General features: G+C 26.9%; 21 protein-coding genes and 2 pseudogenes. 10 read left to right on the top strand and 13 right to left on the bottom strand.

All coding sequences use genetic code 11. From position 1 onward, the window contains the following. The first annotated feature begins 275 nt into the window (after window positions 1–275). A complete protein-coding gene (locus tag QIA21_RS00500) occupies window positions 276–1,220 on the top strand; it encodes a DUF693 family protein (RefSeq protein ID WP_301392709.1) in 945 nt (314 codons plus the stop codon). Further along, the gene (locus tag QIA21_RS00505; protein ID WP_301392712.1) at window positions 1,204–1,779 is read left to right on the top strand and encodes a DUF777 family protein; all 576 of its coding nucleotides are present in this window, start codon (window positions 1,204–1,206) and stop codon (window positions 1,777–1,779) included. Before QIA21_RS00500 ends, QIA21_RS00505 begins: the two co-directional genes overlap by 17 nt. Window positions 1,780–1,834: 55 nt before the next feature. Here QIA21_RS00505 and QIA21_RS00510 read toward each other — a convergent pair whose 3' ends face one another. From QIA21_RS00510 to QIA21_RS00530, 5 genes are all read right to left on the bottom strand, one after another. Continuing rightward, window positions 1,835–3,049: a hypothetical protein gene (locus tag QIA21_RS00510; protein ID WP_301392713.1), complete on the bottom strand. Its 1,215-nt coding sequence runs from the start codon at window positions 3,047–3,049 to the stop codon at window positions 1,835–1,837. 537 nt (window positions 3,050–3,586) lie between these two features. Next, window positions 3,587–3,805, bottom strand: coding sequence for a hypothetical protein (locus tag QIA21_RS00515; protein ID WP_301392715.1), 219 nt, complete (start codon window positions 3,803–3,805; stop codon window positions 3,587–3,589). 97 nt (window positions 3,806–3,902) lie between these two features. Further along, complete coding sequence (locus tag QIA21_RS00520) at window positions 3,903–4,205, bottom strand: hypothetical protein (RefSeq protein ID WP_301392717.1); 303 nt, start codon at window positions 4,203–4,205, stop codon at window positions 3,903–3,905. 38 nt (window positions 4,206–4,243) lie between these two features. Continuing rightward, window positions 4,244–4,690, bottom strand: a complete 447-nt coding sequence (locus QIA21_RS00525; RefSeq protein ID WP_301392718.1) for a hypothetical protein — start codon at window positions 4,688–4,690, stop codon at window positions 4,244–4,246. Window positions 4,691–5,052: 362 nt separating this feature from the next. Continuing rightward, window positions 5,053–5,676: a hypothetical protein gene (locus QIA21_RS00530; RefSeq protein ID WP_301392720.1), complete on the bottom strand. Its 624-nt coding sequence runs from the start codon at window positions 5,674–5,676 to the stop codon at window positions 5,053–5,055. A 246-nt stretch (window positions 5,677–5,922) separates the two neighbouring features. Between QIA21_RS00530 and QIA21_RS00535 the strand changes: the two genes are divergently transcribed. Continuing rightward, window positions 5,923–6,099: an Lp6.6 family lipoprotein gene (locus tag QIA21_RS00535; protein WP_301392722.1), complete on the top strand. Its 177-nt coding sequence runs from the start codon at window positions 5,923–5,925 to the stop codon at window positions 6,097–6,099. A gap of 127 nt (window positions 6,100–6,226) precedes the next feature. On the opposite strand, the pseudogene QIA21_RS00540 reads toward QIA21_RS00535, so the two are convergent. From QIA21_RS00540 to QIA21_RS00555, 4 genes and pseudogenes are all read right to left on the bottom strand, one after another. Beyond that, window positions 6,227–7,198, bottom strand: a pseudogene (locus QIA21_RS00540) (complement regulator-acquiring protein); the annotation flags it as partial. Between the two features lie 177 nt (window positions 7,199–7,375). After that, window positions 7,376–8,104: a complement regulator-acquiring protein gene (locus QIA21_RS00545; RefSeq protein ID WP_363323796.1), complete on the bottom strand. Its 729-nt coding sequence runs from the start codon at window positions 8,102–8,104 to the stop codon at window positions 7,376–7,378. A 306-nt stretch (window positions 8,105–8,410) separates the two neighbouring features. Then, window positions 8,411–9,151: a complement regulator-acquiring protein gene (locus QIA21_RS00550; protein WP_363323794.1), complete on the bottom strand. Its 741-nt coding sequence runs from the start codon at window positions 9,149–9,151 to the stop codon at window positions 8,411–8,413. 32 nt (window positions 9,152–9,183) lie between these two features. After that, the gene (locus QIA21_RS00555) at window positions 9,184–9,534 is read right to left on the bottom strand and encodes a hypothetical protein (protein ID WP_301392726.1); all 351 of its coding nucleotides are present in this window, start codon (window positions 9,532–9,534) and stop codon (window positions 9,184–9,186) included. Between QIA21_RS00555 and QIA21_RS00560 the strand changes: the two genes are divergently transcribed. The 3 genes from QIA21_RS00560 (at window position 9,515) to QIA21_RS00570 (ending at window position 12,863) form a co-directional block, all read left to right on the top strand. After that, window positions 9,515–10,675, top strand: coding sequence for a complement regulator-acquiring protein (locus tag QIA21_RS00560; RefSeq protein ID WP_301392728.1), 1,161 nt, complete (start codon window positions 9,515–9,517; stop codon window positions 10,673–10,675). The genes QIA21_RS00555 and QIA21_RS00560 overlap by 20 nt on opposite strands. A 171-nt stretch (window positions 10,676–10,846) precedes the next feature. Next, window positions 10,847–11,713, top strand: coding sequence for a complement regulator-acquiring protein (locus QIA21_RS00565; protein WP_301392730.1), 867 nt, complete (start codon window positions 10,847–10,849; stop codon window positions 11,711–11,713). Window positions 11,714–11,876: 163 nt separating this feature from the next. Next, entirely contained in the window at window positions 11,877–12,863 is a 987-nt protein-coding gene (locus QIA21_RS00570; RefSeq protein WP_301392731.1) for a complement regulator-acquiring protein, read from the top strand. A gap of 128 nt (window positions 12,864–12,991) precedes the next feature. On the opposite strand, the gene QIA21_RS00575 is transcribed toward QIA21_RS00570, so the two are convergent. Further along, window positions 12,992–13,168 (bottom strand): Lp6.6 family lipoprotein, encoded by a 177-nt coding sequence (locus tag QIA21_RS00575; RefSeq protein ID WP_301392722.1) that lies wholly within the window; start codon window positions 13,166–13,168, stop codon window positions 12,992–12,994. A gap of 247 nt (window positions 13,169–13,415) precedes the next feature. Between QIA21_RS00575 and QIA21_RS00580 the strand changes: the two genes are divergently transcribed. The 4 genes from QIA21_RS00580 (at window position 13,416) to QIA21_RS00595 (ending at window position 17,258) form a co-directional block, all read left to right on the top strand. Beyond that, window positions 13,416–14,039 (top strand): hypothetical protein, encoded by a 624-nt coding sequence (locus tag QIA21_RS00580; RefSeq protein ID WP_301392720.1) that lies wholly within the window; start codon window positions 13,416–13,418, stop codon window positions 14,037–14,039. Between the two features lie 362 nt (window positions 14,040–14,401). After that, window positions 14,402–15,190, top strand: coding sequence for a hypothetical protein (locus tag QIA21_RS00585; RefSeq protein WP_301392733.1), 789 nt, complete (start codon window positions 14,402–14,404; stop codon window positions 15,188–15,190). A gap of 97 nt (window positions 15,191–15,287) precedes the next feature. Continuing rightward, complete coding sequence (locus tag QIA21_RS00590; protein WP_301392715.1) at window positions 15,288–15,506, top strand: hypothetical protein; 219 nt, start codon at window positions 15,288–15,290, stop codon at window positions 15,504–15,506. 537 nt (window positions 15,507–16,043) lie between these two features. Continuing rightward, window positions 16,044–17,258 (top strand): hypothetical protein, encoded by a 1,215-nt coding sequence (locus QIA21_RS00595; protein WP_301392713.1) that lies wholly within the window; start codon window positions 16,044–16,046, stop codon window positions 17,256–17,258. Window positions 17,259–17,313: 55 nt separating this feature from the next. On the opposite strand, the gene QIA21_RS00600 is transcribed toward QIA21_RS00595, so the two are convergent. The 3 genes and pseudogenes from QIA21_RS00600 to QIA21_RS00610 form a co-directional block, all read right to left on the bottom strand. Further along, a complete protein-coding gene (locus QIA21_RS00600) occupies window positions 17,314–17,889 on the bottom strand; it encodes a DUF777 family protein (RefSeq protein WP_301392712.1) in 576 nt (191 codons plus the stop codon). After that, entirely contained in the window at window positions 17,873–18,817 is a 945-nt protein-coding gene (locus QIA21_RS00605) for a DUF693 family protein (RefSeq protein ID WP_301392709.1), read from the bottom strand. The genes QIA21_RS00600 and QIA21_RS00605 overlap by 17 nt, the downstream gene beginning before the upstream one ends. Before the next feature lie 408 nt (window positions 18,818–19,225). Beyond that, window positions 19,226–19,444: pseudogene (locus QIA21_RS00610) on the bottom strand (hypothetical protein); the annotation flags it as partial.

Consider the following 19,444-nt stretch of genomic DNA (forward strand, 5'->3'; position numbering starts at 1 on the left):
CGTATTCTTACAATCTTCAAGATGATGAAGAGATTGCGGTTAAGTTCTTGTACGAAGAAGCAAAAATTATTGGCAATTCAACAGAAGAAACAGAATGAGCTTCTGTTGAAACTTTAATACTAATCATAAGATCTTGTTCACAGGTGTAGAGGTCGCAGTGATGGTTGTTTATAAATCAAATCTAGAGTAGAAGATTTAGAGTAGAAGATTAAATTTTGCTGGTATTTTGATTTATCAATTTTGTTACTTTTAAAAAGGAGTTTTATTTAAAAAAGATGTTAATATTTCAATACGATTTTAAGATTGAATTTTACAATTCAGTTGATTCTAAAAACAGCATTGGTGAAAGGCTTGCAGGCTTGAGGCCTAGGGTTGTTATTGTTACTCAAAATGGTGCTCCCGATTTGAATATTGTTATTCAAAATACATATTCTGAGAATAATTTAATAATTAGTAAAAAAACCAAACTTCAAATTTTTAATGTGCCTTTAAATTTTTCTGATTTTAAGACTGCAGATATTGTAAAAATTTATTATAAGAAGTTTACTCATCAACAAGATTATCAATTTATTATGGCTGGGTATTTAGCATCACCTGTTGAGAAAATTGGTGGGCTTGAGAATTTTAGCTTTGAGTGTGAATTATATCTTTTGTCCAGAGCCACTTTTTTAGAGAGGAAGTTTGAGTATAGAAATTTTAAAGGTAGTACTGTTGCTGATGCAATAAAATATGTGTTTAAGAATAAAGCAATTTTTTGTATGAATGAACTTGAAAAAACAAGAGTGATTAGCAAGAGTTTTGCTTGCAACTCACCAAAAGGTTTAATAGAATACTTGAGGCGACAAGGATACGTTGATTTTGTTGTTGTTGACATTGGAAATCTCGGGCAAGATGTTGATTCAAAATTTATTTTTACTAATTTTGGGCAATTTATTTCTGGTGAGTACAAAAGGCTTGAAGATTACGGACTTTTGTTTGTACCCCAGCAACAAGATGCTGGAAGCTTTAATACAAGTTTAAGCTTGTATCAAGCTCAAGTGATGTTTACTCACAACATTAAGATTGGAGACAATCTAAGCTTTAAAGACAGACATGGAAATAATATTTACTGTAAGGTTAAAAATACTAGCGCCAGACTAAGTAGCACTAGAGAGTGCGTTTTAAATCTTGAGCTTTACTCTGAGGGTGAAAAAGGGGTGTATTATGAACAACAACAATAATAATGGTTATGTAAGGTCAGGCAGTTTAAATGTGTCTTCTGTTGGTGTGTTAAAGCAATATCTTTTTGAAAATATTTTTATTTGCAGAATAGGTATTATTAAAAGTTTTGATTGTGAAACTCAAACGGGGGTTGTTGTTATTAAAGAGTATGAAGGGTTAAAGATTAGTGCTAGAAGTATATCTAACTTTAATCTTGATTTAGTAGAAGAAGATGAAGTTGTTTTGCTTCAAAGTAATTTTAATATTTTCCAAGAAAGCGATAATAATCATTTTGACAAAAATTATTATTACATTTTAAGTGTTCTTAATCCTAAAAAGATTGGCATTAAGCTTGATGGGCTTAATGTGAACTTGCAAGAGCTTGATACACAAAGCGAGAATATAAAATTTAAAGCTAAAAAGCTGATTATTGATGTAGATAATATTGAAATTAAAGGCAATTTAAAGATCAATGGAATTAAGTTCGAAAATCATGTGCACAGTTCTGGAACTCTAACGTATGTTAATGGTAGTGGTTTGCCAACAACTGCTACTGGAAAAACGGGTCCTCTTGCTTGAAGTGGCATAAAAAAATCAATACTAATTCATAATTTAGCTTAAGCTTGGTGTGTTGTTAATGAGTTTGTTGATTATTGCTTTCTACTAATAATAAGATCAAGCTTTCTACTTGATTTGCAAACTCTTTTGTTGCGGCAATTATTTTGCTTATTTGGTTGGTTGTTAATTTAGGTTGAACTTTTAGTTGTTCTTTTGTGGTTTTGTATTCATTTTTTACTTTTCTAAATTTTTCAGCTAAAACTTTATACTCTTTAGCGACTGATTTGTTGTAAAGCTTTGGGTTTGGGTGAAACTTTGATCCCAAGTCCCAGTTTATTTGACTTGAGTTTTCTTTTTCTTGCCATTCGTTAGCAGCATCTATGACTTGCTTTATGGTGCTTATTCCTAAGGGATCTTTAGTGTCTTCGAAAATAAGCTCACTTTTTTTTAGCTCTTCAAGCAATTTATTTTTTGTTTTTTTTGTATTCCCAGCATTAATATCGTTTTCATTGTTTTCGGTTGAGCTATTTGTTGTGTTTGGAAGGTTTTTCTGAGCCTTTGGTAAATGCTCATTCTCAAGAATTCTAGATTTTTCTAAATTTTTTATTGCATTTAATGCTTTCTCTAGAGATTTTCTAACTTGTTCTGCGTATTCTTTTGATATAAAGTTAGAATTTCTGCTTAAATATTCGTGGTTTTGGAATTGATTTTGTGTGGGGGTTTTTGTAGTATCTTTTAAAGTGTTATTTTCTTCTTTTTGATCAAAAATTTTGTCTTTATTGTTAATATTGATCTCTTCTTCAATTATATTAAGCATTGTTTGCTCGTTGGTGGTGCTTGAAATTTTGAATTCTACTGTAGTTGGATTTAAAGATTTTTGCATATTTGGGTCTAATTCGTGTTCTGCAATTTCATCAGAAGCCCCTATTAACAATAATTTTTCTTGTATTTTTGCAATTTCTTTTTCCGATTTGACCGCATTAATTTCTTCTAGTGTTTCTGGTGGTATTAAGCTTTCAGATTCAGATTTTAAGGAAAATTCTTGTTTTCCAGGTTCAATTTTTTCAATTTCTAAAATAGGAGGAGTATTTTGATTTGTGTTTGTTTTAACTTCTTTTTTAAAGCCTGATTCAATTTGTAAGCTATTTTTAATGACTTCTGAAATACTTTTTAATTTAGATTCATTTAAGGCTTTGTTTTTATCATTTGTGTCCATACTAGTATTGCAGCTAATAATAAGCAGTAGCAATGCAAATACTAAATTTGAAGCTTTTCTAAGCTTGTCTTTCAAAGCCTTACACTCCTTTTAAAACAAGAATATTGAAAAACATTATACTACATTTTATTGGATTTTTATTTTTATTTTAAAATCAAATAAAATCAAAATTAAAATAAAAAAATCCCCTGTTAAGGGGATTTAAGGGGGGTATCATAGATTTTATATTATTTTTAAATTTTTTATTCTTACTGTTTTGTAGAAATTAAATACTTTTTAGTAGTTTACTTTGGTGTATTTGTAATTTGATGTCTAAGTAGTAGTGTTGTTTTAATTATTTTTCTAAAATTCTCAGTACATTTTCTTACTACTCTCTTCTTTTTCTTCTTTTTATATTGACGCGGATTTGCTTTGTACTAAGTGTACATCATACTTTAAATTTTTCAGATTTATTAATAAAGGAGAACATCGGGTATATTCGATGTTCCTTTGAATATATTAAAATGTTGAAATGTAAGCTTGAAATTTTAAATACTAAACTAACAAAATGTTTTAAAATATTTAAACGACTTTAGTAGTTTACTCGATCTCTTCTTTTTTTTCTTCTTATTATTATTCTTCTTCTTCTTCTATTTCTTCGTCATCTAGAGGATCAGCATTTTCTTTTATTGCTGGTTTTGAGTGTAAATTTTGTTTTTTTTCATCTTTTTCTTCTTGGTCTGAGTCTTTTACCATATTATTAAGAATAGAGTCTATTAAAAATCCACGACCAATTGCGCTACAAGACATCATAAATACTAAAAACGAAATAAATATTATTTTTCTAACCATTTAATCATTCCTTTAACCTAAGCAACTTAAGTATAAGTATATACCATAAAATTATAATTATCAATTAAATAGATATTATTTTAAAGTTGAAATAACTTTAAATATATTCTTTTTGAATTACTAATTTCAGATTATTTATGTTTGTTAGTATTTCTAAGATTTGAGTGAAATTTTTATTTATTTTAAAGATTTGATTGTGAGGCAATAGATCTAATTCTATGTTGTTTTCGCTAATAGACACTTTATTGTAATCTATTGAATGGTAATCGTCTTTGTTTTTTATTTGAAATCTATAGATAGGATTTAAGTATTGTTCACTTACATTATTTTTAATAATATCTTTAAGACCTAGTAAAACATAATTTTTAGGTTTGTAGAGATCGTTTGGGGGATTGAGCATAATGTTAATGATATTGTTATTATTTTGGGATTTAAGGTTTAAAACAAATAAAAGGTCTTGATTTTGGAAAAAATCCTCAATATTTTGAATCTCTTTAAGTTTTTTGAAAGGTATTTTTTTAAATTTTTTGAGTCTAATAATTTTTGATTTATTAAGATGCTAAGAGACTCTACTTCCCCTTGTGTAGATAAGATTTTGTCTTCTGCTTCTTGAAATTCATTTTCTCTGTTGATGCTAAAATCAATAGAGAATGTTTGAATTGGATAAGCTTGTTTGTAGTAATTTGCAATTCTTATTGGGTTTTGATTTGATTTTCTTATTTCTAATCTTTGAATTGATACTATGGGGATTATTTTTGCTTTGGGTTTTTTTTCTTGAATTGTTTGCTCTTTTTTTGAGCTTGTTGATTTTCTTTCTTTGGCGAAAAACAGCTCGCAAGATAAAATCAGAATTCCTAGTAAGATCAAAATAACCTTTTTGTCCATTTATTTATCTATTCCTTATCCTTTATGTATTTATTATACACCATTAATGATTATTATTATTGTATTTAAGTTTTATTAATTAAAAATATTTAAAAAAAAGGAGTAGGCATTGATTTTTACAAAAAGAAGTTCTCTAATGCAATAAAAGAACTTCTTTGGAGGTAGTTAAAAGTGTGCTATTTTATATTGCTTTTAATGGCTACAGTTTTGGCAACTGTTTTAGCTATTTTTAAATATAGCTCAATTTTTAAAAGTTGAATTTTTCAAGTGTTTCTTAAATTTATAAAAAGAGGCTCGTAGTGGGGAGCCTCTTTAAAACGTGTGTGGGAAGTGTTTAATAAATTTATTTTTATTTATTAAGATTAATAAATAAATTCTTTTAATTTTGAAGCATTGGTTAATATTTTTAGAGTATTGAAAATGTTTTGGCTTACTTTAATGTAATATTTTTTATTAGAATAAGAAGAGTAGAAAAGTTTAAGCTTACTCAAGCTTTTTTGAAATTTGGTAAAGTTGAGATATTTCCAGCTATGATTGGTTGATACGTAAAATGAGCTTCCAAATTGCAAATCACCAGATTTGTTGTTAGCCAAGATTGCTTTGTTTATGCTTAATAAGCTGTGGTAATGAAACAAGGGCATTAAATTAATTTCCCTTTTTTGTTTATCTTCGAAATTTAAACAACATCTTATGTAGTTATTTTCATAAAAATAATTAAAATCTTTATGGTTTTTTAATTTAAGCAGGTTTTTTAAACCCGCTTTATCCATATTATTTTTGTGAGCCAATATGCTTATTGATTTTAGTTTGCCTTTTGTAGTTGCAATTTTATCGTATTGTCCCAAATACTGTGCTTCTGATTTTACTTCAATTTTTGCATTTGATTCTATATTGTAAGTTCTAATGTAAAATTGTGTACAAAGAATAGCGTTTAAGGGCTTTGTATATTGGCTTTTATGAATTAGATTATTTTTAACTTCATTCATATTTATCTCTTGTAATACTTAGATTGTTTAAATTCTTATTTAAAATACTCAAAGTTGTGTACATATAAATTATTTAATTATTCCTCAGTCCAAATTATTTATATAAATTATCATTTTATACAAATTTTATCAATAGTTTTTATATTATTTTATAATATTTTTTTTGAAATAAATAATCAATTAATATTGATTATTTTAAAATTATATTTTAATATAGTATAAATTTTAAATAAGGAGAATTAAATAATGACAAAATTAATGTACGCTATATTTTTAAGCACAATATTATTTATTGCTTGCGAAACTACAAGAATTTCAGATGAGATGGAAAATACTAGCGATGACGATTCAAAGGTTACAGCCCCAATGCAAGATAAGTCTATGAAATCAACTAAAAAATCTATGAAGTCAATTAAAAAGTAATAATCGTTACTTTTAGATTAATTTAAAATAACACTAATAATTTTTTTAAAAAAACTTTTTTATTTGCTTAAATGTAAAAAAAGAGACCTTAAAAGGTCTCTTTTTTCTTTTGGAGAGTAAATCGGAATTACTGAATTGGGGCAAGAATATTAGTAGTTGTATTTACCAAATTTAAAATTATATTGTGAATATCTGCTAATAGAGCTTTTGAATTTTTTAATGTTAAGTTTTCATTTAATTTTAAAAGATCGTTTCGTAATTCGGGATTAGTATTGTATTCTTTAATAATGTCATCTACATCTTTTAGCCATTTTTCTTTAAGTGTTGTAAGTTGATTAAAATCATAGTAGAGTGTTTTTAAATTAGATTTGTTTAGATGTTGTAGCTTGTCTTTTACAGTTAATATTTTTGCGCTGATTTCTTCCATTGTTAATTGAATGCTAAAGCCTCTGTTTATAAGCATTTCTTTAATCAAGCTTAGGTAGTTTAAATCTTGGCTAAGTTTTGATAAAATTTTTCCAAGATTTAAAATTGTGCCTTCATTGAAATTTAAAGATGTATAAAACATTCTTCTTTCATCTAAATATACGTTTTCATCAAAATGAACTGTTGAATTTGCATTGAAAAATATTTTGCTAAATATTTCTTTTTTCATTCCAAATTGATCATCAGGTTCGCCCTTGTTAGAATCAATATCTCTTGTTTGAATAATATTCTCAGATCTCTCTAGTATTTTTTGTATCAACTCTTTAGCCTCAGGATCTATTATTTGCTTTGGAGCATTAGCATTAGCATTAGCATTAGCATTAGCTTTGTTAGGTTGTTGTAAAGCTGCTAAGTTTTGTTTGTTTTTAATATTGCCAGCTGCGATTTTTGCTGGATTTTTTAAAACATTAATAGCAGCAAGCAGATTATTTGTTTTTGGTTTGTCATGTTGAGTGTTTTTAGACACTTTTTCAATGTTTGATGAGTTATTTTTAATTGTTTTTGGTTTTACTTTTTTACTTTGGTTTTCTTTATTATTGTCTTTAACGACCTCTTGTGAGCAAGAAAGCAAAATTATCGCAGTTAATATATGCAATAAAAATATTGTAATTAATTTATTTTTTTCAAAATGTTATCCTTTAATAAAAATTTTAAGTAATTATTATTAATTAATAATTTTAATTACCCAATTAATAACTTTAATTCAAAATTGTTATTGTACAAAAAAAATCGAAAAAAAAGAGAGCTTAAGCTCTCCTTGGGTAGAGGTTTTATTTTTTTTCATAAATTTTTAAATTTTATTACATTTAAATAATGTGTCTAGGTGAATTAGTGCTTGCTCAGATCTTGAGCAAATAGAAATTATTTTATCTTTATATAGTTCTTGGATATGGTCTTTTAGCTTTTCTGTATTGTATTGTAGCTCTAAAGTAGCATTTGAACTTTTAATCAATGTTTCTATTGTATTTAGCCATTCTTTTTTTATTTCGACTAAATCAACAATTACAGCGTAAATTTCTTCTAAAGTATTTTTATTAAAAGTATTTTCTTTTAGCGTATTTATGTTAATTGATAAATCTTCAAGTGCAACTTCAAATCTTTGTTGAATCTGTATGCCCCTTGATATTTTTTTTATTGTATCATGGGCTTTTGGGTTCTTGTAAAGCTTGTTTACAATTTCTGCTAAATTGAAAATGTCAGTAGTGTTATAGCTTAATGATGAATAAAATTGTCTTCTCATTTTTTGAGATTCTGTTAAGCTTGAATTCATTTTTTCTCTGAGTTTTTCTCCATTTTTAGAGTTTATTTTGTAAACATTGATTAGCTCAAACATGCTATTTTTTAGTCCAAATTGGCTAGGTATTTCTGTTTGAAGCCGGTCTCTTTTTATTATTGGCATTTCTCTTGTCAAAATTTCAGAAAGCTTGTCAATTAGATTTGTTTTGTCTTTTATGGGAATCTTTAGATCTTTTGTTGATCTTTGATCTACTTGTTTTTTGTGTCTTTTTGAAGATTTAATTCATTGTCTTTTGTTTCTGTAAATTTTGTTTCTGTAAAACTTGCTATTTTTTTTGATCGTCTGAGTAGTTTAGTTTGCAAGAGAAAAATGTTATTATCCCGGATGTTATAAATATTGATAATTTTATTTTATTCAAAATTTGATCCTTTAATAAAAATTTTAAGTAAAATTTAATTATTTAAAATTAATACTTAATTATTTAAATTTAGTTCAAATTTGAAATTAAACAACCAAAAAAAGAAGGGATAAAATCCCTTCTTTTTTTAAAATTGTTGTTAAATAATTTATTTTAGTTTTTTAAATAAATTATTTAAATTCTGTTATGCTAATGTATAAGTCAAGAACAGACTGGCGAGCGTTTTGCATTTTATCTAAATACTTAGTTTTAATGTATTGTGCTAAAGATTTAGAATCTTTTAGGCTTGAATTTGAGCTTGCATTGGAAATAAGAGCTTCAACTTGTTTTGACCATTCTTTTTTTCCAGTTAATATTGTATTTAATTTTGATTCAAGCTCTTTTATCTTGATGTCAAAATTAAAGCTACTAATTTTATCGTTTAAAAACTCTTGGTTAAGGATTTCAATTTTTTTCTCTAGTTCTTCTAGTGCAAGCTCGAAAGAAATTTGTATTCCAAGTCCTGATATTATTAATGATCTGATTAAGCTGTGATTTTGATCCTCTTTGTAAAGTGTTTCCATTATTGATCCAAATTGTGTAGTTTTTAGTTGATCAAAATTCATAATAGCATAGAATTTATTTCTTTCATTTTCTGCTTCTGGTGTGTTAGAGCTAAGCTGTGGCGCATAACTTCGATCAAAAACTGAAATATTTGAAATGACATCTAGCAGAGCAAATGCAGAATCTTTCATTTTAAATTGATCGTAAGTTTCTCTAAATCCGTTGTTGTTTTTTATTTTGTTTTTTTCTTCAGAAATTTTTCTAAGAAGGTTATTTCTTGATGTTTGTGATTTAATGCTAGATGCTTGGACAAAGCTTGACTGAGCTTGTTTTAACAGCATGGAAGAATTGTTGCTTTGCAAGTCCATTAAGTTTAAGTTTGTGTGGATATTTGATTCATCTAAACTGTAGGTTGTATGTTTTTGAGGTTTTTTAATTTTTTGTTAGGAATTTTTGTACCTTTAGGCCCAGTTTTAACCTGGGTAGGTGCTGTTTGTTTTGCTGGCGTAACTTTTGCTTTTGTTTTTGCATTTTTTATATTTTCTTTGGGTAGATCTGTTGGGGGAGTTGCTTTAAAATGTAAAATTTGCAGTTCATGATCTTTTGTTGATTGCAGTTGGTTTTGTAGCTCTGCTACTTCGGCAGTGTCTGTTTTGTTTTGCTCAGCATTTGAGTTTGTTTTAATTGTTGTTGCTTGATTATCTGTTGCGCTATTGAGAAGTTTTTCTATTTTGTTTTTATCTTCTTGCACAATTGATGCTAATCTAAGTAAAGAAAATAAAAACAAAATAGAAAAACTTCTCAATAGCGCAACAGATAATCAAGCAACAACAATTAAAACAAACTCAAATGCTGAGCAAAACAAAACAGACACTGCCGAAGTAGCAGAGCTACAAAACCAACTGCAATCAACAAAAGATCATGAACTGCAAATTTTACATTTTAAAGCAACTCCCCCAACAGATCTACCCAAAGAAAATATAAAAAATGCAAAAACAAAAGCAAAAGTTACGCCAGCAAAACAAACAGCACCTACCCAGGTTAAAACTGGGCCTAAAGGTACAAAAATTCCTAACAAAAAAATTAAAAAACCTCAAAAACATACAACCTACAGTTTAGATGAATCAAATATCCACACAAACTTAAACTTAATGGACTTGCAAAGCAACAATTCTTCCATGCTGTTAAAACAAGCTCAGTCAAGCTTTGTCCAAGCATCTAGCATTAAATCACAAACATCAAGAAATAACCTTCTTAGAAAAATTTCTGAAGAAAAAAACAAAATAAAAAACAACAACGGATTTAGAGAAACTTACGATCAATTTAAAATGAAAGATTCTGCATTTGCTCTGCTAGATGTCATTTCAAATATTTCAGTTTTTGATCGAAGTTATGCGCCACAGCTTAGCTCTAACACACCAGAAGCAGAAAATGAAAGAAATAAATTCTATGCTATTATGAATTTTGATCAACTAAAAACTACACAATTTGGATCAATAATGGAAACACTTTACAAAGAGGATCAAAATCACAGCTTAATCAGATCATTAATAATATCAGGACTTGGAATACAAATTTCTTTCGAGCTTGCACTAGAAGAACTAGAGAAAAAAATTGAAATCCTTAACCAAGAGTTTTTAAACGATAAAATTAGTAGCTTTAATTTTGACATCAAGATAAAAGAGCTTGAATCAAAATTAAATACAATATTAACTGGAAAAAAAGAATGGTCAAAACAAGTTGAAGCTCTTATTTCCAATGCAAGCTCAAATTCAAGCCTAAAAGATTCTAAATCTTTAGCACAATACATTAAAACTAAGTATTTAGATAAAATGCAAAACGCTCGCCAGTCTGTTCTTGACTTATACATTAGCATAACAGAATTTAAATAATTTATTTAAAAAACTAAAATAAATTATTTAACAACAATTTTAAAAAAAAGAAGGGATTTTATCCCTTCTTTTTTTGGTTGTTTAATTTCAAATTTGAACTAAATTTAAATAATTAAGTATTAATTTTAAATAATTAAATTTTACTTAAAATTTTTATTAAAGGATCAAATTTTGAATAAAATAAAATTATCAATATTTATAACATCCGGGATAATAACATTTTTCTCTTGCAAACTAAACTACTCAGACGATCAAAAAAAAATAGCAAGTTTTACAGAAACAAAATTTACAGAAACAAAAGACAATGAATTAAATCTTCAAAAAGACACAAAAAAACAAGTAGATCAAAGATCAACAAAAGATCTAAAGATTCCCATAAAAGACAAAACAAATCTAATTGACAAGCTTTCTGAAATTTTGACAAGAGAAATGCCAATAATAAAAAGAGACCGGCTTCAAACAGAAATACCTAGCCAATTTGGACTAAAAAATAGCATGTTTGAGCTAATCAATGTTTACAAAATAAACTCTAAAAATGGAGAAAAACTCAGAGAAAAAATGAATTCAAGCTTAACAGAATCTCAAAAAATGAGAAGACAATTTTATTCATCATTAAGCTATAACACTACTGACATTTTCAATTTAGCAGAAATTGTAAACAAGCTTTACAAGAACCCAAAAGCCCATGATACAATAAAAAAAATATCAAGGGGCATACAGATTCAACAAAGATTTGAAGTTGCACTTGAAGATTTATCAATTAACATAAATACGCTAAAAGAAAATACTTTTAATAAAAATACTTTAGAAGAAATTTACGCTGTAATTGTTGATTTAGTCGAAATAAAAAAAGAATGGCTAAATACAATAGAAACATTGATTAAAAGTTCAAATGCTACTTTAGAGCTACAATACAATACAGAAAAGCTAAAAGACCATATCCAAGAACTATATAAAGATAAAATAATTTCTATTTGCTCAAGATCTGAGCAAGCACTAATTCACCTAGACACATTATTTAAATGTAATAAAATTTAAAAATTTATGAAAAAAAATAAAACCTCTACCCAAGGAGAGCTTAAGCTCTCTTTTTTTTCGATTTTTTTTGTACAATAACAATTTTGAATTAAAGTTATTAATTGGGTAATTAAAATTATTAATTAATAATAATTACTTAAAATTTTTATTAAAGGATAACATTTTGAAAAAAAATAAATTAATTACAATATTTTTATTGCATATATTAACTGCGATAATTTTGCTTTCTTGCTCACAAGAGGTCGTTAAAGACAATAATAAAGAAAACCAAAGTAAAAAAGTAAAACCAAAAACAATTAAAAATAACTCATCAAACATTGAAAAAGTGTCTAAAAACACTCAACATGACAAACCAAAAACAAATAATCTGCTTGCTGCTATTAATGTTTTAAAAAATCCAGCAAAAATCGCAGCTGGCAATATTAAAAACAAACAAAACTTAGCAGCTTTACAACAACCTAACAAAGCTAATGCTAATGCTAATGCTAATGCTAATGCTCCAAAGCAAATAATAGATCCTGAGGCTAAAGAGTTGATACAAAAAATACTAGAGAGATCTGAGAATATTATTCAAACAAGAGATATTGATTCTAACAAGGGCGAACCTGATGATCAATTTGGAATGAAAAAAGAAATATTTAGCAAAATATTTTTCAATGCAAATTCAACAGTTCATTTTGATGAAAACGTATATTTAGATGAAAGAAGAATGTTTTATACATCTTTAAATTTCAATGAAGGCACAATTTTAAATCTTGGAAAAATTTTATCAAAACTTAGCCAAGATTTAAACTACCTAAGCTTGATTAAAGAAATGCTTATAAACAGAGGCTTTAGCATTCAATTAACAATGGAAGAAATCAGCGCAAAAATATTAACTGTAAAAGACAAGCTACAACATCTAAACAAATCTAATTTAAAAACACTCTACTATGATTTTAATCAACTTACAACACTTAAAGAAAAATGGCTAAAAGATGTAGATGACATTATTAAAGAATACAATACTAATCCCGAATTACGAAACGATCTTTTAAAATTAAATGAAAACTTAACATTAAAAAATTCAAAAGCTCTATTAGCAGATATTCACAATATAATTTTAAATTTGGTAAATACAACTACTAATATTCTTGCCCCAATTCAGTAATTCCGATTTACTCTCCAAAAGAAAAAAGAGACCTTTTAAGGTCTCTTTTTTTACATTTAAGCAAATAAAAAAGTTTTTTTAAAAAAAATTATTAGTGTTATTTTAAATTAATCTAAAAGTAACGATTATTACTTTTTAATTGACTTCATAGATTTTTTAGTTGATTTCATAGACTTATCTTGCATTGGGGCTGTAACCTTTGAATCGTCATCGCTAGTATTTTCCATCTCATCTGAAATTCTTGTAGTTTCGCAAGCAATAAATAATATTGTGCTTAAAAATATAGCGTACATTAATTTTGTCATTATTTAATTCTCCTTATTTAAAATTTATACTATATTAAAATATAATTTTAAAATAATCAATATTAATTGATTATTTATTTCAAAAAAAAATATTATAAAATAATATAAAAACTATTGATAAAATTTGTATAAAATGATAATTTATATAAATAATTTGGACTGAGGAATAATTAAATAATTTATATGTACACAACTTTGAGTATTTTAAATAAGAATTTAAACAATCTAAGTATTACAAGAGATAAATATGAATGAAGTTAAAAATAATCTAATTCATAAAAGCCAATATACAAAGCCCTTAAACGCTATTCTTTGTACACAATTTTACATTAGAACTTACAATATAGAATCAAATGCAAAAATTGAAGTAAAATCAGAAGCACAGTATTTGGGACAATACGATAAAATTGCAACTACAAAAGGCAAACTAAAATCAATAAGCATATTGGCTCACAAAAATAATATGGATAAAGCGGGTTTAAAAAACCTGCTTAAATTAAAAAACCATAAAGATTTTAATTATTTTTATGAAAATAACTACATAAGATGTTGTTTAAATTTCGAAGATAAACAAAAAAGGGAAATTAATTTAATGCCCTTGTTTCATTACCACAGCTTATTAAGCATAAACAAAGCAATCTTGGCTAACAACAAATCTGGTGATTTGCAATTTGGAAGCTCATTTTACGTATCAACCAATCATAGCTGGAAATATCTCAACTTTACCAAATTTCAAAAAAGCTTGAGTAAGCTTAAACTTTTCTACTCTTCTTATTCTAATAAAAAATATTACATTAAAGTAAGCCAAAACATTTTCAATACTCTAAAAATATTAACCAATGCTTCAAAATTAAAAGAATTTATTTATTAATCTTAATAAATAAAAATAAATTTATTAAACACTTCCCACACACGTTTTAAAGAGGCTCCCCACTACGAGCCTCTTTTTATAAATTTAAGAAACACTTGAAAAATTCAACTTTTAAAAATTGAGCTATATTTAAAAATAGCTAAAACAGTTGCCAAAACTGTAGCCATTAAAAGCAATATAAAATAGCACACTTTTAACTACCTCCAAAGAAGTTCTTTTATTGCATTAGAGAACTTCTTTTTGTAAAAATCAATGCCTACTCCTTTTTTTTAAATATTTTTAATTAATAAAACTTAAATACAATAATAATAATCATTAATGGTGTATAATAAATACATAAAGGATAAGGAATAGATAAATAAATGGACAAAAAGGTTATTTTGATCTTACTAGGAATTCTGATTTTATCTTGCGAGCTGTTTTTCGCCAAAGAAAGAAAATCAACAAGCTCAAAAAAAGAGCAAACAATTCAAGAAAAAAAACCCAAAGCAAAAATAATCCCCATAGTATCAATTCAAAGATTAGAAATAAGAAAATCAAATCAAAACCCAATAAGAATTGCAAATTACTACAAACAAGCTTATCCAATTCAAACATTCTCTATTGATTTTAGCATCAACAGAGAAAATGAATTTCAAGAAGCAGAAGACAAAATCTTATCTACACAAGGGGAAGTAGAGTCTCTTAGCATCTTAATAAATCAAAAATTATTAGACTCAAAAAATTTAAAAAAAATACCTTTCAAAAAACTTAAAGAGATTCAAAATATTGAGGATTTTTTCCAAAATCAAGACCTTTTATTTGTTTTAAACCTTAAATCCCAAAATAATAACAATATCATTAACATTATGCTCAATCCCCCAAACGATCTCTACAAACCTAAAAATTATGTTTTACTAGGTCTTAAAGATATTATTAAAAATAATGTAAGTGAACAATACTTAAATCCTATCTATAGATTTCAAATAAAAAACAAAGACGATTACCATTCAATAGATTACAATAAAGTGTCTATTAGCGAAAACAACATAGAATTAGATCTATTGCCTCACAATCAAATCTTTAAAATAAATAAAAATTTCACTCAAATCTTAGAAATACTAACAAACATAAATAATCTGAAATTAGTAATTCAAAAAGAATATATTTAAAGTTATTTCAACTTTAAAATAATATCTATTTAATTGATAATTATAATTTTATGGTATATACTTATACTTAAGTTGCTTAGGTTAAAGGAATGATTAAATGGTTAGAAAAATAATATTTATTTCGTTTTTAGTATTTATGATGTCTTGTAGCGCAATTGGTCGTGGATTTTTAATAGACTCTATTCTTAATAATATGGTAAAAGACTCAGACCAAGAAGAAAAAGATGAAAAAAAACAAAATTTACACTCAAAACCAGCAATAAAAGAAAATGCTGATCCTCTAGATGACGAAGAAATAGAAGAAGAAGAAGAATAATAATAAGAAGAAAAAAAAGAAGAGATCGAGTAAACTACTAAAGTCGTTTAAATATTTTAAAACATTTTGTTAGTTTAGTATTTAAAATTTCAAGCTTACATTTCAACATTTTAATATATTCAAAGGAACATCGAATATACCCGATGTTCTCCTTTATTAATAAATCTGAAAAATTTAAAGTATGATGTACACTTAGTACAAAGCAAATCCGCGTCAATATAAAAAGAAGAAAAAGAAGAGAGTAGTAAGAAAATGTACTGAGAATTTTAGAAAAATAATTAAAACAACACTACTACTTAGACATCAAATTACAAATACACCAAAGTAAACTACTAAAAAGTATTTAATTTCTACAAAACAGTAAGAATAAAAAATTTAAAAATAATATAAAATCTATGATACCCCCCTTAAATCCCCTTAACAGGGGATTTTTTTATTTTAATTTTGATTTTATTTGATTTTAAAATAAAAATAAAAATCCAATAAAATGTAGTATAATGTTTTTCAATATTCTTGTTTTAAAAGGAGTGTAAGGCTTTGAAAGACAAGCTTAGAAAAGCTTCAAATTTAGTATTTGCATTGCTACTGCTTATTATTAGCTGCAATACTAGTATGGACACAAATGATAAAAACAAAGCCTTAAATGAATCTAAATTAAAAAGTATTTCAGAAGTCATTAAAAATAGCTTACAAATTGAATCAGGCTTTAAAAAAGAAGTTAAAACAAACACAAATCAAAATACTCCTCCTATTTTAGAAATTGAAAAAATTGAACCTGGAAAACAAGAATTTTCCTTAAAATCTGAATCTGAAAGCTTAATACCACCAGAAACACTAGAAGAAATTAATGCGGTCAAATCGGAAAAAGAAATTGCAAAAATACAAGAAAAATTATTGTTAATAGGGGCTTCTGATGAAATTGCAGAACACGAATTAGACCCAAATATGCAAAAATCTTTAAATCCAACTACAGTAGAATTCAAAATTTCAAGCACCACCAACGAGCAAACAATGCTTAATATAATTGAAGAAGAGATCAATATTAACAATAAAGACAAAATTTTTGATCAAAAAGAAGAAAATAACACTTTAAAAGATACTACAAAAACCCCCACACAAAATCAATTCCAAAACCACGAATATTTAAGCAGAAATTCTAACTTTATATCAAAAGAATACGCAGAACAAGTTAGAAAATCTCTAGAGAAAGCATTAAATGCAATAAAAAATTTAGAAAAATCTAGAATTCTTGAGAATGAGCATTTACCAAAGGCTCAGAAAAACCTTCCAAACACAACAAATAGCTCAACCGAAAACAATGAAAACGATATTAATGCTGGGAATACAAAAAAAACAAAAAATAAATTGCTTGAAGAGCTAAAAAAAAGTGAGCTTATTTTCGAAGACACTAAAGATCCCTTAGGAATAAGCACCATAAAGCAAGTCATAGATGCTGCTAACGAATGGCAAGAAAAAGAAAACTCAAGTCAAATAAACTGGGACTTGGGATCAAAGTTTCACCCAAACCCAAAGCTTTACAACAAATCAGTCGCTAAAGAGTATAAAGTTTTAGCTGAAAAATTTAGAAAAGTAAAAAATGAATACAAAACCACAAAAGAACAACTAAAAGTTCAACCTAAATTAACAACCAACCAAATAAGCAAAATAATTGCCGCAACAAAAGAGTTTGCAAATCAAGTAGAAAGCTTGATCTTATTATTAGTAGAAAGCAATAATCAACAAACTCATTAACAACACACCAAGCTTAAGCTAAATTATGAATTAGTATTGATTTTTTTATGCCACTTCAAGCAAGAGGACCCGTTTTTCCAGTAGCAGTTGTTGGCAAACCACTACCATTAACATACGTTAGAGTTCCAGAACTGTGCACATGATTTTCGAACTTAATTCCATTGATCTTTAAATTGCCTTTAATTTCAATATTATCTACATCAATAATCAGCTTTTTAGCTTTAAATTTTATATTCTCGCTTTGTGTATCAAGCTCTTGCAAGTTCACATTAAGCCCATCAAGCTTAATGCCAATCTTTTTAGGATTAAGAACACTTAAAATGTAATAATAATTTTTGTCAAAATGATTATTATCGCTTTCTTGGAAAATATTAAAATTACTTTGAAGCAAAACAACTTCATCTTCTTCTACTAAATCAAGATTAAAGTTAGATATACTTCTAGCACTAATCTTTAACCCTTCATACTCTTTAATAACAACAACCCCCGTTTGAGTTTCACAATCAAAACTTTTAATAATACCTATTCTGCAAATAAAAATATTTTCAAAAAGATATTGCTTTAACACACCAACAGAAGACACATTTAAACTGCCTGACCTTACATAACCATTATTATTGTTGTTGTTCATAATACACCCCTTTTTCACCCTCAGAGTAAAGCTCAAGATTTAAAACGCACTCTCTAGTGCTACTTAGTCTGGCGCTAGTATTTTTAACCTTACAGTAAATATTATTTCCATGTCTGTCTTTAAAGCTTAGATTGTCTCCAATCTTAATGTTGTGAGTAAACATCACTTGAGCTTGATACAAGCTTAAACTTGTATTAAAGCTTCCAGCATCTTGTTGCTGGGGTACAAACAAAAGTCCGTAATCTTCAAGCCTTTTGTACTCACCAGAAATAAATTGCCCAAAATTAGTAAAAATAAATTTTGAATCAACATCTTGCCCGAGATTTCCAATGTCAACAACAACAAAATCAACGTATCCTTGTCGCCTCAAGTATTCTATTAAACCTTTTGGTGAGTTGCAAGCAAAACTCTTGCTAATCACTCTTGTTTTTTCAAGTTCATTCATACAAAAAATTGCTTTATTCTTAAACACATATTTTATTGCATCAGCAACAGTACTACCTTTAAAATTTCTATACTCAAACTTCCTCTCTAAAAAAGTGGCTCTGGACAAAAGATATAATTCACACTCAAAGCTAAAATTCTCAAGCCCACCAATTTTCTCAACAGGTGATGCTAAATACCCAGCCATAATAAATTGATAATCTTGTTGATGAGTAAACTTCTTATAATAAATTTTTACAATATCTGCAGTCTTAAAATCAGAAAAATTTAAAGGCACATTAAAAATTTGAAGTTTGGTTTTTTTACTAATTATTAAATTATTCTCAGAATATGTATTTTGAATAACAATATTCAAATCGGGAGCACCATTTTGAGTAACAATAACAACCCTAGGCCTCAAGCCTGCAAGCCTTTCACCAATGCTGTTTTTAGAATCAACTGAATTGTAAAATTCAATCTTAAAATCGTATTGAAATATTAACATCTTTTTTAAATAAAACTCCTTTTTAAAAGTAACAAAATTGATAAATCAAAATACCAGCAAAATTTAATCTTCTACTCTAAATCTTCTACTCTAGATTTGATTTATAAACAACCATCACTGCGACCTCTACACCTGTGAACAAGATCTTATGATTAGTATTAAAGTTTCAACAGAAGCTCATTCTGTTTCTTCTGTTGAATTGCCAATAATTTTTGCTTCTTCGTACAAGAACTTAACCGCAATCTCTTCATCATCTTGAAGATTGTAAGAATACGCATTAATAATACGCATTAATGCTTAAAACAAAAAAAGAAATTAAAATTAATCGTCTCATTAATATTCTCCAAATAAAAATTATTCTAGCTTGAAAAGCTTTATAAAAAATAAAAATATTTAAATTTAAAAAATTTAGCTAAATTCATGTTCTTGAAGATCAAAAAACTCATCTTCGCCTTGAACCTCTTCACCAAAATCATTTGATTCATTACTCTTTGACTCATCTGATTTATCACTCTCTAACTCGTCTGAAAGCTCGTCATCTGATTGGTTAAGATCATACTTACTTAAGATTGGTTTTTTGTCACATTCTTTTAAAACATACGGTCTTTTTGACGTTTTGGAGTTTGA

Origin of the sequence: Borreliella japonica (genome assembly GCF_030438115.2) — a bacterium.
GTDB classification, from domain to species: domain Bacteria; phylum Spirochaetota; class Spirochaetia; order Borreliales; family Borreliaceae; genus Borreliella; species Borreliella japonica.

Bases quoted from the DNA above. Each gene is read 5' to 3' on its own strand.
- QIA21_RS00515 (WP_301392715.1), bottom strand. From the start codon at position 3,805: ATGGTTAGAAAAATAATATTTATTTCGTTTTTAGTATTTATGATGTCT.
- QIA21_RS00525 (WP_301392718.1), bottom strand. From the start codon at position 4,690: ATGGACAAAAAGGTTATTTTGATCTTACTAGGAATTCTGATTTTATCT.
- QIA21_RS00600 (WP_301392712.1), bottom strand. From the start codon at position 17,889: ATGAACAACAACAATAATAATGGTTATGTAAGGTCAGGCAGTTTAAAT.
- QIA21_RS00585 (WP_301392733.1), top strand. From the start codon at position 14,402: ATGGACAAAAAGGTTATTTTGATCTTACTAGGAATTCTGATTTTATCT.
- QIA21_RS00575 (WP_301392722.1), bottom strand. From the start codon at position 13,168: ATGACAAAATTAATGTACGCTATATTTTTAAGCACAATATTATTTATT.
- QIA21_RS00590 (WP_301392715.1), top strand. From the start codon at position 15,288: ATGGTTAGAAAAATAATATTTATTTCGTTTTTAGTATTTATGATGTCT.
- QIA21_RS00550 (WP_363323794.1), bottom strand. From the start codon at position 9,151: ATGGACTTGCAAAGCAACAATTCTTCCATGCTGTTAAAACAAGCTCAG.
- QIA21_RS00520 (WP_301392717.1), bottom strand. From the start codon at position 4,205: ATGCTCAATCCCCCAAACGATCTCTACAAACCTAAAAATTATGTTTTA.
- QIA21_RS00605 (WP_301392709.1), bottom strand. From the start codon at position 18,817: ATGTTAATATTTCAATACGATTTTAAGATTGAATTTTACAATTCAGTT.
- QIA21_RS00530 (WP_301392720.1), bottom strand. From the start codon at position 5,676: ATGAATGAAGTTAAAAATAATCTAATTCATAAAAGCCAATATACAAAG.
- QIA21_RS00535 (WP_301392722.1), top strand. From the start codon at position 5,923: ATGACAAAATTAATGTACGCTATATTTTTAAGCACAATATTATTTATT.
- QIA21_RS00505 (WP_301392712.1), top strand. From the start codon at position 1,204: ATGAACAACAACAATAATAATGGTTATGTAAGGTCAGGCAGTTTAAAT.
- QIA21_RS00500 (WP_301392709.1), top strand. From the start codon at position 276: ATGTTAATATTTCAATACGATTTTAAGATTGAATTTTACAATTCAGTT.
- QIA21_RS00580 (WP_301392720.1), top strand. From the start codon at position 13,416: ATGAATGAAGTTAAAAATAATCTAATTCATAAAAGCCAATATACAAAG.